Origin of the sequence: Pseudomonas sp. GM80 (assembly GCF_000282515.1) — a bacterium.
In the GTDB taxonomy this organism is placed as follows: Bacteria; Pseudomonadota; Gammaproteobacteria; order Pseudomonadales; family Pseudomonadaceae; genus Aquipseudomonas.
This window is the reverse complement of record NZ_AKJD01000015.1, coordinates 1-15,296: the sequence shown is the minus strand read 5'-3', so window position 1 is coordinate 15,296 and position 15,296 is coordinate 1. Positions and strand designations below refer to the sequence as shown.

14 protein-coding genes are annotated in these 15,296 nt (G+C 60.9%); 4 read left to right on the top strand and 10 right to left on the bottom strand.

From position 1 onward, the window contains the following. Nucleotides 1-324 precede the first annotated feature (324 nt). Nucleotides 325-1,110, top strand: a complete 786-nt coding sequence (locus tag PMI37_RS01705) for a hypothetical protein (protein ID WP_008077413.1) — start codon at nt 325-327, stop codon at nt 1,108-1,110. Nucleotides 1,111-1,256: 146 nt separating this feature from the next. On the opposite strand, the gene PMI37_RS01700 is transcribed toward PMI37_RS01705, so the two are convergent. From PMI37_RS01700 to PMI37_RS01670, 7 genes are all read right to left on the bottom strand, one after another. Beyond that, nucleotides 1,257-1,553 (bottom strand): DUF3144 domain-containing protein, encoded by a 297-nt coding sequence (locus tag PMI37_RS01700; RefSeq protein WP_008077411.1) that lies wholly within the window; start codon nt 1,551-1,553, stop codon nt 1,257-1,259. Between the two features lie 137 nt (nt 1,554-1,690). Next, nucleotides 1,691-3,037 carry a glutamine synthetase family protein gene (locus PMI37_RS01695; protein ID WP_008077409.1) on the bottom strand — a complete coding sequence of 449 codons (1,347 nt, stop codon included), beginning with the start codon at nt 3,035-3,037 and terminating at the stop codon, nt 1,691-1,693. A 21-nt stretch (nt 3,038-3,058) separates the two neighbouring features. Continuing rightward, entirely contained in the window at nt 3,059-3,616 is a 558-nt protein-coding gene (locus PMI37_RS01690) for a helix-turn-helix domain-containing protein (RefSeq protein ID WP_008077407.1), read from the bottom strand. 13 nt (nt 3,617-3,629) lie between these two features. Then, on the bottom strand, nt 3,630-4,919 hold the full coding sequence (locus PMI37_RS01685; protein WP_008077405.1) for an NAD(P)/FAD-dependent oxidoreductase: 1,290 nt from the start codon (nt 4,917-4,919) through the stop codon (nt 3,630-3,632). A gap of 84 nt (nt 4,920-5,003) precedes the next feature. Further along, nucleotides 5,004-7,301 (bottom strand): TonB-dependent receptor, encoded by a 2,298-nt coding sequence (locus PMI37_RS01680; protein WP_008077404.1) that lies wholly within the window; start codon nt 7,299-7,301, stop codon nt 5,004-5,006. A gap of 102 nt (nt 7,302-7,403) precedes the next feature. Further along, nucleotides 7,404-8,522 carry an aryl-sulfate sulfotransferase gene (locus tag PMI37_RS01675; protein WP_008077401.1) on the bottom strand — a complete coding sequence of 373 codons (1,119 nt, stop codon included), beginning with the start codon at nt 8,520-8,522 and terminating at the stop codon, nt 7,404-7,406. 64 nt (nt 8,523-8,586) lie between these two features. Next, a complete protein-coding gene (locus PMI37_RS01670) occupies nt 8,587-9,573 on the bottom strand; it encodes an ABC transporter substrate-binding protein (RefSeq protein WP_008077399.1) in 987 nt (328 codons plus the stop codon). 48 nt (nt 9,574-9,621) lie between these two features. Between PMI37_RS01670 and PMI37_RS01665 the strand changes: the two genes are divergently transcribed. Next, nucleotides 9,622-10,725, top strand: a complete 1,104-nt coding sequence (locus PMI37_RS01665; protein ID WP_008077398.1) for a GlxA family transcriptional regulator — start codon at nt 9,622-9,624, stop codon at nt 10,723-10,725. Between the two features lie 13 nt (nt 10,726-10,738). Here PMI37_RS01665 and PMI37_RS01660 read toward each other — a convergent pair whose 3' ends face one another. From PMI37_RS01660 to PMI37_RS01650, 3 genes are all read right to left on the bottom strand, one after another. Continuing rightward, nucleotides 10,739-11,923 carry a DUF2252 family protein gene (locus PMI37_RS01660; protein WP_008077396.1) on the bottom strand — a complete coding sequence of 395 codons (1,185 nt, stop codon included), beginning with the start codon at nt 11,921-11,923 and terminating at the stop codon, nt 10,739-10,741. 87 nt (nt 11,924-12,010) lie between these two features. Continuing rightward, nucleotides 12,011-13,339 carry an ATP-binding protein gene (locus tag PMI37_RS01655; protein ID WP_008077394.1) on the bottom strand — a complete coding sequence of 443 codons (1,329 nt, stop codon included), beginning with the start codon at nt 13,337-13,339 and terminating at the stop codon, nt 12,011-12,013. Further along, complete coding sequence (locus PMI37_RS01650; RefSeq protein WP_008077391.1) at nt 13,336-14,058, bottom strand: response regulator; 723 nt, start codon at nt 14,056-14,058, stop codon at nt 13,336-13,338. Before PMI37_RS01650 ends, PMI37_RS01655 begins: the two co-directional genes overlap by 4 nt. A 147-nt stretch (nt 14,059-14,205) precedes the next feature. Here PMI37_RS01650 and PMI37_RS01645 point away from each other — a divergent pair, with 147 nt between their 5' ends. Both PMI37_RS01645 and PMI37_RS01640 read left to right on the top strand, forming a co-directional pair. Then, a complete protein-coding gene (locus PMI37_RS01645; RefSeq protein ID WP_008077389.1) occupies nt 14,206-14,520 on the top strand; it encodes a hypothetical protein in 315 nt (104 codons plus the stop codon). Continuing rightward, nucleotides 14,520-15,179, top strand: coding sequence for a DUF3313 domain-containing protein (locus PMI37_RS01640; RefSeq protein ID WP_008077387.1), 660 nt, complete (start codon nt 14,520-14,522; stop codon nt 15,177-15,179). Before PMI37_RS01645 ends, PMI37_RS01640 begins: the two co-directional genes overlap by 1 nt. Nucleotides 15,180-15,296: the final 117 nt, after the last annotated feature.

Here is a 15,296-nt window from a genome sequence, read left to right as displayed (position 1 = left end):
CATTTGCGAATGACTGTGCATCGCCCGATGCATCCTGCGTCGGCACCCTCAAGTGGGGCAGCGGGTACTCGTGTACGTGTGCCCTGCACAGGCAACGGATGACGAAAGGGATCGGGCAATACAGCGAGGCCGCGCACGCTACCAGTTGGCGTTTGAAAAACCAAGAGTGTGGGTGGGGCAAAACAAGCCATTCAGTATTTCTAAAGAAACAGGCGCGGGTCGGTAACTGCCCTAGTTTCAAACCCAATCGCTTTTTTATAAAACTGACAGTGTGATTACGCTTGGGCCAAAATCCTGGCCCGAACAAACAAAGCAAGGATGGAAATGAGCAAAAGTACGGTCCGTTTTGCACCATGGGTGGGTGCGCACTACGAGCGCGGCATTCACGGTTTACGCATTCTCGTTGTCTGCGAATCTCACTACGGGGCCAAAGAACATGAGCGCCCGACAGTCACACCCGAAGTATTGAAGGCTCTGGCCTTGGGCCAGAAACATCCTCAAGCCACAGCCAAGCTTCGTAAACATGCACATTTCACTAAAATAATGGCTTCTATCTTGAATGCCCGAAAGCACTTCTCCAGCGCAGACAGGAGTGATTTTTGGCATCGCATTGCCTATTACAACTTCATCCAGGAGTTTTTACCCAGCATTCGCGAAAAGCCGTCGGACGCAGCTTGGGAGAACGGCAAGAGAACGTTTACTGAAGTCTTGGAGGTTTTAGCACCAGAGTTGATCGTCTGCTTCAGCAAGCGAAACGGTAAGCGAATTACTGCGCTAGCGGGTGATGTGCCTGTAGCAGTGGCTAACCACCCGTCTTCGCGGTTTGCTTACTCCAAAGTCAATCCCATTATCGCTAAACAGATCGACCTGGCATTTCTGCGCAAGGCGCAAGTAGCAGATTTCGCCACTACCGGCGTTTTGTATTCACGCTGGCGCGAGGCCACAGCGTCTGCTTTGCCCACACCTGGTAAATATCTTTCTGGGTCGGACCGGCTTAAGTTAATTGCAAATCGGATGGAGCTGATGGCTGCACTCGACGAAGCTGCACGTTCTCGGTCCGTTGACTGCGCGTGGGGCGATTCAACTGTAGAACCTAGCGCCAACCTGTAGTAATCGCTTGGACTTGATGCAGCCTGAATGGCGGCTTTCGACCCAAACGGCCATACCCAATGGAGACGCTTCGCCGCTTTCAACACCCGGACGGACATACAGATAGTCCTTTATTGAGTAAGTCAAAGCAGTCCAGGCCCTGTCAGTCAGGCATCTTTCACAATCATGTACTGGCTGAAATTGTTGATATGGTCGTCAAGGTTATCCTCGAGCATCATCCGGTACTGCTCACAAAAGTACTTCAGCATCGCCTCGCGCGCTTGCGCCATTTCTTCGCCAGACTTGAAGCTGCGTGCGCTCACCCAGGCATTGAACCGGGTGGTGCCAAACATCATCGATGCGCTGACTTTGCCGAGGTTTTCGAACACTTTGAGCTGCTCGTTCGACAGGCTGATGTGGGCGTCGGCGCGATCGTAGAAAGCGTCATCGGTCGTATCGGTCATTGCGGATTACCTTCTATCAACGTCGGGAAATTGCGTAATTGGAACACTTCCCGCCTCGGCTGCGCTACGCGGTGAAATGAAAAAGGCTGCTGGCCGAAAACAACCTTGCATGACCTTGCGCGCATCAATGTCCGCCATCACAAGTACCAGCGATACTCCCGCGCACTGATCTCCTGCATGAATGCCAGATGGTCCTGACGTTTGTTCTCGCAATACACATCGACAAACTCGGCGCCCATACCCTCGCGCAACTGCGGCTGATGCTGCATCGCACGCACGGCCTCGAACATTTCCTTAGGGAAATCAATGCCGCTGCTGCGGTCTTCATTGAGCGGCGCAATCGGCTCCTTGCCCGATGCCAGCCCATGCTCCAGGCCCACCAGAATTGCCGCCAACACCAGATACGGATTGGCGTCCGCGCCTGCGAGGCGATACTCGACGCGCAGGTTTTTCGCGTCCGATTCCGGAATGCGCAGGCATGCATCGCGATCCTCAAAACCCCAACTGGCTTTGGTTGCCGTGTTAACCGTGCCGCCCAGGCGGCGCATGGCGTTCTGGTTCGGCGCGAAGATCGGCATGCTGTGTGGCAGCAGTTCCAGGCACCCCGCGACCGCATGGCGGAGTGGCTGCTGATCGTTCGCCGCCAACAGGTTGTTACCCGCTGAATCGTAGAGGCTGACATGCACGTGCATGCCGCTGCCCGGATGCTGCAAATATGGCTTGGCCATGAAGCTGGCGCGATAGCCGTGTTTCAGCGCAACGCCACGCGTGCTGCGGCAGAACAACGCCGCCCAGTCGGCGGCGCGCAAGCCGTCGTCGAGGTGGCCGAAGTTGATTTCGAACTGGCCGGGGCCGAGTTCGGCGGTGATCACGGTGGCATCGATGCCCTGCGCCCGCGTGGCCTCGACCATTTCATCGAGCACCGGGGCAAAGCGTGACAAGCGTTCGATGTGCATGTTCGGTTGATCGTCGGCGTCGTCGCTCAGCTCATCGCGAGGGAACTGCGGCAGGCCGTCACGCAGTTTTTTGTCGAACAGGTAAAACTCCAGTTCGAACGCCACCACCGGATGAATGCCTTTGCGTGCGAGGCGATTGAGCACCTGTGCAAGCACTTCTCGCGGTTCGAATTCGATGGGTTTTTCGGTGCCGTCCGAAGTGATCAGCATCTGCCCCAACGGCTGCGCTTCCCAGGTCACCGGTTTCAACGTGCCCGGAACCAAACGGCGCACGGCGTCCGGGTCGCCGTCGTTGAAACAGTAATCGCCGATGTTGAACAAGCCGCCCTGCACGCCCAGCAGTACGCAGTTCTGCGGCAGTTTCAGTGCGCTGCCAGCGGCGACTTTTTCAAGCATGTCGACCGGGTAACGCTTGCCATAAAAGTGCCCGGGAATGTCCAGGGCGATCAGGTCGACATAACGCACCTCGGGGTAGCGTTGGCGAAACGCCCGTACTTCAGCGAGCAGGTCAGCGCAGACAGCGTCCATCGTGTTCATCCTTTATGGTTATCAGGTGTAGACCCACAGCACGCGTGTGAGCTGATCGGTGAGGTTGCCGTAGCGGCAGCGGGTGTGGCTGTCGAATTGAAAGCTGTCGCCAGCCATTAGCGTGGCGGGTTCTTCGTCATCGCCCAGCCACAACGTCAGTTCGCCTTCGAGCACGTAACCGCCCTGCTCCGAGCTGTCCGTCAGGTGGCGGTCACCGCTGCTCGCGCCAGCCTCCAGATGGCTTTCGAGCATGGAGAACGAGGCGCGGATCTGCGGCGACACCAGAATGTCGGTGATGCCGTTGGCGTAATACAACGTGCGGCGCTCGTCCGGACGCGTCACCCACGGCAGCTCCTTGGGCTTGGGCAAACTGTAGAAATAGGTGGTTGGCACGCCAAAGGTTTCGCTGATCGCGGTCAGGTCCGCCACCGTCGGCCGCGACAGGCCGCGCTCGACCTGCGAGAGGAAACCGACCGAACGGCCGATCTTGTCGGCCAGCTCCTTGAGGGTCCACTTCTTGTGCTTGCGCAGGTCGTGGATGAGGATCGCCAACGCGGCGATCTCTTCTTGCTTGTTCATCGTCAAAGCCTCATCAAATACTGTCGCGCAGGCGATACCAGGCTTTGCCGATCGCCTCCAGCGGTGCGGCGAAATGCTTGCCGCCGGGAAAGCGGCCATTGCTCAAGCGCTGGTACAACGTCAATTCATCACCGTCGCCGAGAATGGCCGCAGACACCGCCCGTGCGGCGGCCAGGGTCGGCAATACGCCGTGGCCCGAATAGCCTTGCAGCCAGTAACGATTGCCTTCGCCGCCGACGTCCGGTGTGCGCTTGAGCGTCAGGTCGATGTGCCCGCCCCAGGCGAATTCCACCTCGACACCTTTGAGCTGCGGGAACACGCGCTGCAGAAACGGTCGGGTCGCAGCGGCGATGTTTTTCGGCATGCCGCCCAAGTAGGTGCAGCCACCGCCAAACAACAAGCGGTGGTCCGGCGTGCGGCGGAAGTAATCGAGGACGAACTGGTTGTCGGTTACGCAGACGTTGCTCGGCAGCAACGCGGTGGCCAGATCAGGTGCCAGCGGCGCGGTGGCGACTTGATAGGTGCCCACCGGCAAAATGCAGCTGGACAGTTGCGGGTCGAGTTCATCGAGATAGGCGTTGCAGGCCAGCACCAGTACATCGGCACGCACTGATCCGCGCGCGGTGTGAACGCGAAAACCTGCGCCCTCCTCCTGATAACTCAGTGCCTTGCTCTGCTCATAGATATGCCCACCGGCACGCTCGATGGCGCCCGCCAGGCCCAAGGCGAGTTTCAACGGATTGAGGTGCGCGCCTTCCGGGTCGTAAAGTCCGGCCTGATAGCGATCACTGGCCACCCAAGCCGGCAGTTCCTCGCGCGGGATGAACTGCAAGGCATCGTGGCCCCACTTGTGGCTTGCTTCGTGTTGCCATTCGGTGAGCAGACTGACTCGTCGTGGCATCACCGATGTCCACAAATGCCCAGGGCGATAATCAATGTCGAAACCGTGACGCCCCGGTAACTCACGCAATTCCTGCGCAGCCCAGCGCATGCCGTCCCACAAGCGTTTAGCGCGCTCATGTCCCAGCGCGGCTTCCAGTGGCGGCATGTCACATGACCAGCCGAGAATCGCTTGCCCGCCATTGCGCCCCGAGGCCGCCCACGCCACACGGCTGGCCTCCAGCAAGGTCACGCGTTTGCCGGCCAGCGCCAGTCGCAACGCGGTATGCAAGCCGCTGAAACCGGCGCCGATGATCACCACGTCGGTGTGCTGCTCGCCCTCCAGCGCCGGTCGCTGGCGCAGAATATCGGCGCAACTGTGGGCGTTATAACTGTCGACGTGCTGGCTGGATTGCTGAAACATTCGCGACCTCGTGAAATTATCTTTTTATAATTTCATGAAAATCTACAGAATAAATTTCACGCCGGCAAGCCGCCGTTGTCCCGATCAAAAATCGTAGCGCGCCGTCATGCCCAGTGTTCGCGGTGTGCCCAACACCCCGGTGTAGGCACCATTCGGGGAATTCCACAGGGTCGTGTAGTAGGTCTTGTCGAAGGCGTTTTTCAACCACAACGACACGTCCCACTGGCCCTTGCCCCAATCGCCGCGCACGCCGCTGGAAAGGTTCACCAGTCCGTAGCCGGGCAATTGCGCGTCGCGGGAATCATCGACAGTGCCGACCGCATGGGAGCGCCACGCGTAGCTGCCGTTGACGTAGGGTTGCAGGCCATTGTGCAGACTCCATTGATAACTGGCGTTGCTGTTGAAGACCCATTTCGATGCGCCCACCACTGCGTGGCCACTCAGGTCGCAGGCGGCCGGGGTGCCAGGACGCAAGGCGACTTCAGCCGGGCATGGGGCATCGTCGTAAGACAGATAGCGCACGTCGTTGAAGGCGCCGTTGAGGTTGATCGTCAGCCCCGAGATCGGCCGCCAACTGCTGTCGACTTCCACGCCACGGCTGCGCACGGTACCGGCGTTGGTCAGGTAACTGGTGAGGTTGACGTCGTCGTAGGCATTGGTCTGATAGCCGTTGACCACGGTCCAGAACAGGTTGGCATTGAGCAGCAGGCGCTGATCGAGCAGCGTGGTCTTGATGCCCAGTTCGGCGTCGTTGGCCCGTTCGCTGCCGATCAACAATGAGTCTGCCCCCGCCACCGGCGCGCTCGCCACGCTGAGATTGACCCCGCCGGACTTCTCGCCATGAGACAACGAGGCATACGCCAACACCTGATCGCTGACGTGCCAGGCCAGGCTTGCCAGCGCCGAAGGGCTGAAGCTGTAGAGGCTCAAGTCGCCGGAATCATACGCCCCCAACCGCCCTGCCCTGGCGGCAGCTGCCGCACCGCTGACGGCGACACCACCGACCGGTGCGTTACGCGTGACCTGGGCGAGTTTGCGCTCATAGGTGCCGCGCACGCCGAGGCTGAAATCCACTTGTGGCGTCAGGTGCCAGGTGCCTTGGGCGAATGTGGCAAAGCTGTCGGTGTCGACATCGCCATGGCCAATGCTGGTGACGTTGTTCAGCGCGCCTTGCGGGGTACCGTTCCAGGTATCGGCCAACGGCCCGTAGTCGGTGAAAACCTTGTTGCTCATCTCCTGACGGAAGTAATACGCGCCCAACACGTAGTCGAAGTGTTCGCCGACCGGCGAAGCCAGGCGTATCTCCTGTGAATATTGCTTGTCGCGCGCCGATTGGCCGACGTTGTCCATCACGTCGACGTTCAGCTCATCATCGTTACGCGGCGTGAAATCCCACCAGCGATAAGCGCTGATCGACGTCAGCGTGAAGTCGCCGGGCAGGTTCCAGTTCGCCTCCAGCGAGGTGCCGCCCTGAAACACCGTGACGTTCTGATCGGCGTCGAGATTGACCCGACGCCCGTCCACCAACGTCGCGCCAACCGCGGCGGCACGTTGTTGATAACGGTTGACGCCATTGATGGTCGGCCCGGTGCTGAACAACGAGCGTGTGCCCGCACTGGAATCTTCCTCGTGATAATCGGCCAGCCAACGCACATTGAAATCGTCGTTGGGCTGGAACAGCAGTTGCCCACGCACGCCCTGCCGCACGCCACCGCCGAGGGTATGGTCGTCGAACTGGTTTTTCGCGTAGCCATTTTCGTAGGTTTTGTACGCGGCGATGCGTCCGCTGAGTGAGTCATTGAGCGGGCCGGAAAAACTCGCCTGGTTTTGCGAATAACCGTCCTCGCCCATTGAGCTGGCGAAGCTGCCTTGCGGCGTCGATGACGGACGACGTGTGGTGATGTTCAACACGCCGGCCGTGGTGTTCTTGCCAAACAAGGTGCCTTGCGGGCCGCGCAGCAGTTCGATCTGCTCGACGTCGAGCAAGTCGAACACCGCCATTCCGGGACGTCCGAGATAGACGTTGTCCAGATAAATCCCGGCGCTGCCTTCCAGGCCATCGCTGGCCGGGTTGTTGCCCAGGCCACGAATCGACAGGCTCGATTGCCGGGCGTGCATGAACGCGACGTTGACGCTAGGCATCGCCTGCTGCAAATCCTGCAAGCGATACAGGCGTTGCTCCTCCAGCGTCTGCGCGCCCAACACGCTCATGGCCGTGGGCACTTGCTGAGCATCTTCGCTACGGCGCCGGGATTCGACCGTGACCGTTTGCAGGACATCATTGTTGTTGGGTAAATCGCTGGCCGTGGCGGGCTGTAACGGCATTAACGAACACAAACCCAGGGCGCCAGCTGAAACGTTGCGCGAAAAAAGAAGATTCATCGGTGGTTCCTGGAGCGGCGAGGAGCCGCTCTTCGAGAGGAGTCGATACTTCGCTGCGCGTGGCGTGCGTGAGCGTGATCGTTGCGGTGGATGTGTAGGTGTTCAGTCACGCAGCCATGGCAGGTCTGCGCGCTGATAACGGTGGGCACGGAATATCGCGTTGTTGGCGCCCGGCAGATAACGTTGCGAGGCCGCATCGGGATAGGTCGCGAAGTGCGGATTGACGTATTCCCAGACCACTTCACCGGCCTGAGTGACTTCGAACAATCGGCCGAAGTTGGCCTCGGTGATCAGCGTGTTGCCGTTGTGCAAACGCTGTGCGCCGCCCATGAACGGGGTGAAAAAGGCGTAGCCCGGCGTGTCGGCGTATTGCCATTCGATGCGCTGCGTCGACGGGTTGATTTCGAGAATGCGCGAGTGCGGCATGCTCACGTGCGGGCGGAAGATGCCGTTGTCGAATACCAGTACGTTGCCGTTTTCCAGTTCACTCGGGCAATGTTGCTGCGCGACCAGATCGTGGCCGAGACGCCATAACACTTCGCCACTGCCGCGTTGCACGGCAATCACCGACGAAACGCTGCGCAGGCTGAGGATCACTTTGCCGTCGCGACCGGGCGTCACCGCATTGGTCATCGGCCAGTGGTGACGTTCGAAGCATTCGTGCAACGGATAATCCTCAGGGCGCAGGTGTTCCCAGCTGCGCCACTCCCAGACTACGTTGCCCTGGCGATCGACTTCCTTGACCACGTCGGCGTAAATCACCCCGCCCGGTGCTTCGCTGCCGGGAATGCCGCCGACCACGCGCCGGGCCAGCTCTGCACTTAAAGGCTCGACGGTGGTGTAGAGCAGATGGCCGTTGTCGAGCCATTGCGCATCGTGGTGGTGCAGCAGATCCGTGTGTTCCCAAACCACTTCGCCTTGCGGTGTCACTTCGCTGAACGCGCCGCCGTGCCACACCGACCAGCCCGGAAACAGGTCCGGTGAATCCGGATGGTTGCCGTTGTAACCGAGGTTGCCGTTGCGCAGGATCACCGCGTCGCGGCCAGGGCGTTGTGGCAGTTTCCAGCGATGGACGACCTCGCCATCGAGGTCGATGAGGAACACATTGCCCTGCGCCGTTTGCGGGGCGAACAGCGTGTAGCCGCCAGCGCTGCGGGCATGGTCGACAGTGATCAGGCCGGTTTTGCGCCGCTTGAGGGTGGTGGTTTCGAGGTTAGGCATGGCTTTTCTCCAGGCGTGTGAGTCCCGGCCGCCAGCAAAGCGGCACGGTGAACAGAAAGGGTTGTCAGGGGGTGGGCAAGGCGCTGTTGAAACGGTCGTCGAAGATCTGCTCGACCTGCAACGGTCGTGGAATCAGCCGTTCGCTGGCGAACATATCGGCCAATTGCTGCTGCGAATGGATCACCGATGATTCGATCGGCACGTAATGCAGGTCCTGTTGCGCGAGCATCTCTTGCACCAGCGCCACGGGGAGTCGGGTGGTTTGCGCGAACACTTCGGCCCACGCCTGCGGGTGCGCAGTGGCCCACGCTTGGGCACGGGCCAGTCTGCCGAGCAGATCGCCCAATTGCGCTGCCCGTTGTGGATCATTCAGGGCCTTGAGGCTGGCGACGGTGAAATTCAGCCCGGTTTCCGGCCAGGCACTGCCGTCCACCAAAACCCGTGCGCCGCGTGACGTGGCCTGGCCCACAAACGGATACCACACCGCCCAACCCTCGAGTTTGCCGCTGGCAAAGGCATTTTGCGCATCCACCGGGCTGACATAGGCGATGCTGACATCGCGTGGCGTCAGGCCCGCTTGATGCAGCGCCGCCAGCAACAGATAGTGGCCGCTGCTGCCCTTGGCCACGGCAATGCGTTGGCCCTTGAGGTCGGCGACTTGCGTAACGGTCGAACCTTGCGGCACCAGCAGCGCATTGTTGTTTTGCGCGCCGCTGGCCACCCCGACGATGCGCACGTCATAGCCTCCCGCCTGAGCGAACACCGGCGGCGCATTGCCGACGACACCGGCATCGATTGCCCCGGCGCTCAGCGCTTCGAGCAAGGTCGTGCCGGCCAGAAACGGATGCCACGACAATGCATAGGTGATGCCTTGGTCTTGCCCCGATGCCTTCAGCAACGCTTGGGTCAAACCGCTTTGGTCACCGACTTTCAACGCTGCCTCGGCCGCCGGCACCGCCAACAACAAAGTCGCACAGCACAATAGTGCTTGCAGGCACTGGCCGAGATGACGGGTGAGTGAATACTTGGCAGTCGCGGGTTTTACCGGCATTGTCGTGGCCTCGTTTTTTGCGTTGAATTCAGTATGTCGAGGCCCGCCGTGCCGCTCCATGCCAAACACCCCTCCTTTGCTGCCATGGTGGACACCCCGCCGCAGCCGGTCCGCACCGTCGTGGTGTTGGCCTTCGATGATCTGTTGTTGCTGAATGCGGCCGGGCCGTTGGAGGTCTTCGCTGCGATACCGCGTGTGTTGGGCGGCGCTTTCAGCAGTCAACCGCCCTATCGCTTGCTGATGGCGTCGCCGCAGGGTGGCGAGGTCTTGTCGATCTCCGGCATCAGCGTCGCGACCTGCTCACTTGCACAGATCGATCAGATGGCCCCGCAGATCGACACGTTGATCGTCGCCGGAGGCCCGGGAATGGCCGCGCTGGAAGCTGACGAACAGGCCTGTGAATGGCTGCGTGCGCGTTCAGCGCAGATCCGCCGCCTCTGTTCGATCGGTACGGGTGCCTTTGCCTTGGCGGCCGCCGGGTTACTCGATGGCCGGCAAGTGGTGACGCACTGGAAATTTGCCGCCGAATTGCAGGTGCGCTACCCGGCGGTACATTGCCAGACCGAGGCGCTGTACCTGCACGACGGCAATCTGTGGACGTGCGGCGGCGCAACCGCCGGGATTGATCTGGCGCTGGGGCTGGTCGAGCAAGACCTTGGCGCGCAAGCGGCGCTGACGCTGGCGCGGTATTTCACGGTATTTCTCTGGCGCGGCGCGGAGCAGCCGCAACTGAGCGCCTCGCTTAATGCCCAGTCCAACGCCTTGCGCACCGATCCGGACGTGCGTTTGGCGCGGCTGCATGCGTGGATTGCGGCGAATCTGAACGGTGACCTGCGCGTTGAGCGACTGGCTGAACAGTTCGGCATGAGCCCGCGCCATTTTGCCCGCGCCTACGTTGCCGCCACTGGCGAAACACCGGCGCAAGCGGTGGAGAACCTGCGTCTGGAAACGGCCACTCGGTTACTCAAAACCACTAGCGAGCCGATCAAACGCATTGCCGAAACAGCGGGTTTTGGCCGGGAGGAACGCATGCGCCGCGCGTTCCAAAAACACTTGGGCACCAGCCCAAACGGCTACCGCAGCGAAATGAAAGCCACCACGGCAGTTGGGGCCCAGCCGTTGGGCATTGCCTTGGCGGGACTGGCCCAATAGCCCGACGCGCCAGTCAATGCTGTAGCGCGTACCGCCGACAATGTTCCAAATAGCCCTTTTCATGATTGCCGACCAGTTGCACGACGCTGGTCCACAGCCAGGAAGGCGCGTCCAGACGTTTCGAACGACAGGTTTGCAAATCCGCCATCCACTCGGATCGGGTGGCCAGATCCATCTGCCGCGCATGTGCCACGCCGACGACCCGCGCCAGATAGCCGGCCGCGAGCATCGCATCGCGCTGACTCAACTGATCCAGTTCCAGCTTCATGTCCTGCGGCAGCAACTCGCGAACAAAAAAGCCGTGATCAAGCATGCGTGTCGCCAGCATCCGATTGCCCAGCCCGGGCGATAAAAACCGCGCGCCTTCGACTACGCGCCTGCCGTTATCGCGGGGCATGGCCGCTCGGGCGGCACGGGGGGCGGCGGCACCGACGGCTTCCTTGATATCGAGCAGGCAATATTCCTCGTCATCGCCCTTGCCCACGCCCAGCAGCACGGCATAACGCTTGAGCCCCAACGAACTGCAGCCTTTTACCCAATATGCCGAGTCAAGCATTTTCACCCGATCATCCTTTGAGCGGCCCTTCAACGACGTCACCAGCGTATGGATTTCCGGCGTGGCGCAGAGGGTTTTCAATGCAGCGCGTTCATCGCGCGACAGCGCCCAGAACTGTTTGCCCAATGGAATGGTCGGTTTGGTGCTTTCGATGCGCTCCTCGGCCAAATGCTTCCAGGTGCGCTGCACGGCACTGCGCATGCCGGCTTTGACTTGCGCCGGCCGTGGCGGGTCTTCATCCAGATCACCGACAAAGGCTTGCTCGTAGCCACGCATCATTTCTTCGAGCATGCGTGCGGTCGCCACGCCGGGCAGGTCCGAGCCCCGCGCCGCCGTGGCCAGCGACAGTGCCAAGCGCACCAGATCATGCGCCGGGTTGCCGATGACGGTCTGGTCGAGGTCGCGAATATGAATGTCGATCTGCCCTTTGAGATCCCCGGTCGGGCCGAGATTGCCGGCATGGCAATCGCCGCAGATCCACACCGCCGGGCCTTTGGGCAGGCTGCGGCCCGGTTGGCTGTGCAGCCACTCGTAAAATTGCACGGTGCTGCCGCGTACATAAGCGTGCGCCGAGCGGGCCATTTTCAGATTGCGCAGTTGCGACAGCGGTTCAAGTCGGGCGGAGGGACGCGGGGTTTTCATGGACGCTTCTTGTGCGGGATGTGAGCTGTTGACCGCCCGCAGCGCACGAATGTTTCAAAGTGTTTCAAGGTATTCGCAACCCTTTCGTTATTGCGGCAGCTCGACTCGCGCCAACAACCCTGCGCCGTGACGATTGTTCAGCGTCAGCTCGCCCCCCTGTTCACGCACGATCGCGCGCGCCGCCGACAGCCCAAGACCAACGCCCCCGGTGTCGCGGTTGCGCGAAGCTTCCAGGCGAAAGAACGGATCGAATACCTGCTCCAGCGCGCCCTCGGGTATACCGGGGCCGGTGTCACTGACTTCAATGCAAATCGAATACTCATCAGCGCGCAACGCAATGCGCGGCTGCTGCGCGTACTTCACTGCGTTCTCCAGCAGATTGACGATCACCCGTTTGATGCCCAGCGGTCGGCCGTCGTACACCAGATGCGCCGGGCCGCTGAAATCGACCTCAATCTGCTGATCTCGATAGTCATCAATGATGGTTTGCAGCAGCTCCGACAGGTCGAACGCGGTGCTTGGCTCGCGGTGCGTGTCTTCTCGAAAGAACGCCAGTGCAGCGTTGATCATCGACTGCATTTCTTCGACATCGCGAATCAGCTTGCGCTGGTGATCGAGGTCTTCCATGAATTCGCTGCGCAGGCGCATGCGCGTCAATGGTGCGCGCAAATCATGCGAGATCGACGCCAGCATGTGGGTGCGCTCGGCAATAAAGTGCTGAATCTGCGCCTGCATGGTGTTGAACGCGACGATGGCCTGGCGAATTTCGTGGGGCCCTTCGATCTTGATCGGTGGCGCCCGCAGGTCCGTGCCGAATCGCCGCGCTGCACGGGAGAAACGTTGCAACGGATTGGCCAGTTGCCGGGTGGCGATCCAGGCGACCAAAAAGGTCGCGATCAGGCCCAGGGCGATGATGATTGCGATCCGCGTGCCCAGCTCCAGACCCCAGCTGCGTTCAGGCGGAATAAAGGACAACCAACTGCCGTCCGCCAGTTGCACCAGCGCTGCGTAATGCGCACGGGGATTGTTGCGCGGCCAGTCGTCAGGGTTGAAGGCTTCGATCTTGCGATCGCCGCCGAGCAGTTGTTGCAGCACCGGCACCCGGCTCGCTTCGACGCGAACGCCGTCATTGGGCAGATCGAAGTCGGCGCGCTGCGCTTTCCACGACACTTGCAGCATGGCGCTGCTCGCCGCGTCCGCCAGTTGCGGGCGCAGGCTGACGGGCGCCGCCTCGATCACCCGCGAGGTCGCGGCAATCTGCTCAAGCAGGCCCGTGCGTTCAATGGGCGGGCGCGCCCAGATGCCGGCGACCTGCACGAACAGCGCGTTCAGCGCCAGTGAGGCGAGCATCGCTGCGACGATGGTCAGGGCAATCCGACGGCTGAGAGTGTCGCCCGGTAACAGTCGGCGAATCACGAGCGCGTGACCTTGGCCGTGAACATATAGCCGCCGTTACGCACGGTACGGATCAGGTCCGGGCGCTTGCTGTCCGGTTCGATCTTGCGGCGCAGACGGCTGACCTGCACATCGATGCTGCGATCAAACGCGTCGTGGCCCTGGCCGTGGGTCAGGTCGATCAACTGTTCGCGGGTGAGGATGCGCTGCGGATGGTCGAGAAACACCACGAGCAAATCGAACTCACCGCCGGACAGCGGAATCATCACGTTTTGCGGTGAACGTAATTCGCGGCAGGTGATGTCCAGATGCCAACCGGCGAAGGCGATCACCGGCCGCGAAGGCTCGACCGCCGCTCGCTGCTCGCCCGCGCGACGCTGCAAGGCGCGTACCCGGGCGAGCAGTTCCTGCGGGGCGAACGGTTTGGTCAGGTAATCGTCTGCGCCCAGTTCCAGCCCGACAATGCGGTCGCTGAGCTCAGCCATGGCGGTGAGCATGATGATCGGAATGGCCATCTGCGCCCGGACCTTCTGGCACAGGCTCAAACCGCCTTCGCCGGGCATCATCAGATCGAGAATGATCGTGTCCGGGCGCTGCTCGGCGATCGACGCCCACATGGCCTCGCCGTGGGGCGCCACGTCGACGTCATAGCCGTGCTGAACAAAGAACTTCTTCAGCAGCGCGAGAATTTCCACGTCATCGTCGACGAACAACAGTCTGCTCACGGTTACAGGATCCATGGACCAAAAAGAGGCTATCTAAAGCCATTTCGCCGCCCGGGTCATTTATTTCAATCGAGCAACATTCCTGCACGCCAGACATCAAGCGGACATCGTCTGGCAAAACCTCTCGCGCATTCTGCAGCCATTCCAATCGAGGGGGTTCGCATGAAGGTATTGAACAACAGCCATTGCACCGAGGGACAGCACAGCAACCGTCCCTTGATCCTCAGCCAGCGCACGGCCGCGCTCGGCCCCGACACGCCGGTGGTGTTTCAGGAATCGTGCCTGGGCGTGTCGGGCGATCAGAGCCGGATCGTGCTGCGCCGCTACTTCGAGCAATTCAGCCCGACCAGTGCGCATTGGGTCGAGTACGTGCACAGCATCGCGGCCGCCGACCTTGTCGAATGGATCATGCGCCACGGCCAGTTGCACATCGAGTGCTCGGATCACAGCACACCCAAGCAGCAGGCAGCGCGTTGATGAGAAGCCATTGCCTGATGACCGTGTTGTGCAGCGCCTCGCTGAGTTTGTCGGCCTGCAGCAATCAAAAGGTCGAACACACCGGGTTTCTGCATGACTACAGCGTGTTGAGCGAGCGTCAGTCGCCATCCGGTCAACCGCTGCTGGCGTGGGTCAGCCCGGCCCTGGCGAGGGCTCGCTACACTCAGGTGTACCTGGCGCCAAGCCAGTTTTACCCGAGTGCCGAGCCGACCAAGCGCATCCCGCTGAGCACCCTCGCCGGCGTCACCGACTACTACGACGCGGCGCTCAGGCTGGAATTGGGCAAGGTCTTGCACCTGGTCAATCAGCCGGGACCGGACACATTGGTCGTGCGCCCCGCCATCACTCAGGTCGCCACCAGCACTCAGGGCTTGCGCTTTTATGAATGGTTGCCGGTCACGTTAGTGGCGGCCGGAGTGAGTACCGCTGCCGGCATCCGCGATCAGGACAGTGAAATCGCCACCGAGGTGTCGTTCGAAGACGGTTCGACCGGCGAAGTGATCGCCGAAGTGGTGCGCAAGGGCAAGGGTGTGGCACTGGAAAACGACCAACAAGTGCTGACGGCCGATGACGTCAAAGTCGTGCTGGATGGCTGGGCCAGTGATCTGCGGCAATCGTATGCAGGGCTTCGTCGCTAGTACCGCGGCTTTGTTGTTTAACGTGCAGATCACGGTGTATTTCCACCCGTCTATGGCCATGCCGGAGACTGCTATCCTTGGCTTTTAAACACCATCGTTTAAAAGACACGCCAAGAC

Coding starts and splice junctions, on each gene's coding strand:
- PMI37_RS01705 (WP_008077413.1), top strand. CDS start 325: ATGAGCAAAAGTACGGTCCGTTTTGCACCATGGGTGGGTGCGCACTAC.
- PMI37_RS01700 (WP_008077411.1), bottom strand. CDS start 1,553: ATGACCGATACGACCGATGACGCTTTCTACGATCGCGCCGACGCCCAC.
- PMI37_RS01695 (WP_008077409.1), bottom strand. CDS start 3,037: ATGGACGCTGTCTGCGCTGACCTGCTCGCTGAAGTACGGGCGTTTCGC.
- PMI37_RS01690 (WP_008077407.1), bottom strand. CDS start 3,616: ATGAACAAGCAAGAAGAGATCGCCGCGTTGGCGATCCTCATCCACGAC.
- PMI37_RS01685 (WP_008077405.1), bottom strand. CDS start 4,919: ATGTTTCAGCAATCCAGCCAGCACGTCGACAGTTATAACGCCCACAGT.
- PMI37_RS01680 (WP_008077404.1), bottom strand. CDS start 7,301: ATGAATCTTCTTTTTTCGCGCAACGTTTCAGCTGGCGCCCTGGGTTTG.
- PMI37_RS01675 (WP_008077401.1), bottom strand. CDS start 8,522: ATGCCTAACCTCGAAACCACCACCCTCAAGCGGCGCAAAACCGGCCTG.
- PMI37_RS01670 (WP_008077399.1), bottom strand. CDS start 9,573: ATGCCGGTAAAACCCGCGACTGCCAAGTATTCACTCACCCGTCATCTC.
- PMI37_RS01660 (WP_008077396.1), bottom strand. CDS start 11,923: ATGAAAACCCCGCGTCCCTCCGCCCGACTTGAACCGCTGTCGCAACTG.
- PMI37_RS01650 (WP_008077391.1), bottom strand. CDS start 14,058: ATGGATCCTGTAACCGTGAGCAGACTGTTGTTCGTCGACGATGACGTG.
- PMI37_RS01645 (WP_008077389.1), top strand. CDS start 14,206: ATGAAGGTATTGAACAACAGCCATTGCACCGAGGGACAGCACAGCAAC.
- PMI37_RS01640 (WP_008077387.1), top strand. CDS start 14,520: ATGAGAAGCCATTGCCTGATGACCGTGTTGTGCAGCGCCTCGCTGAGT.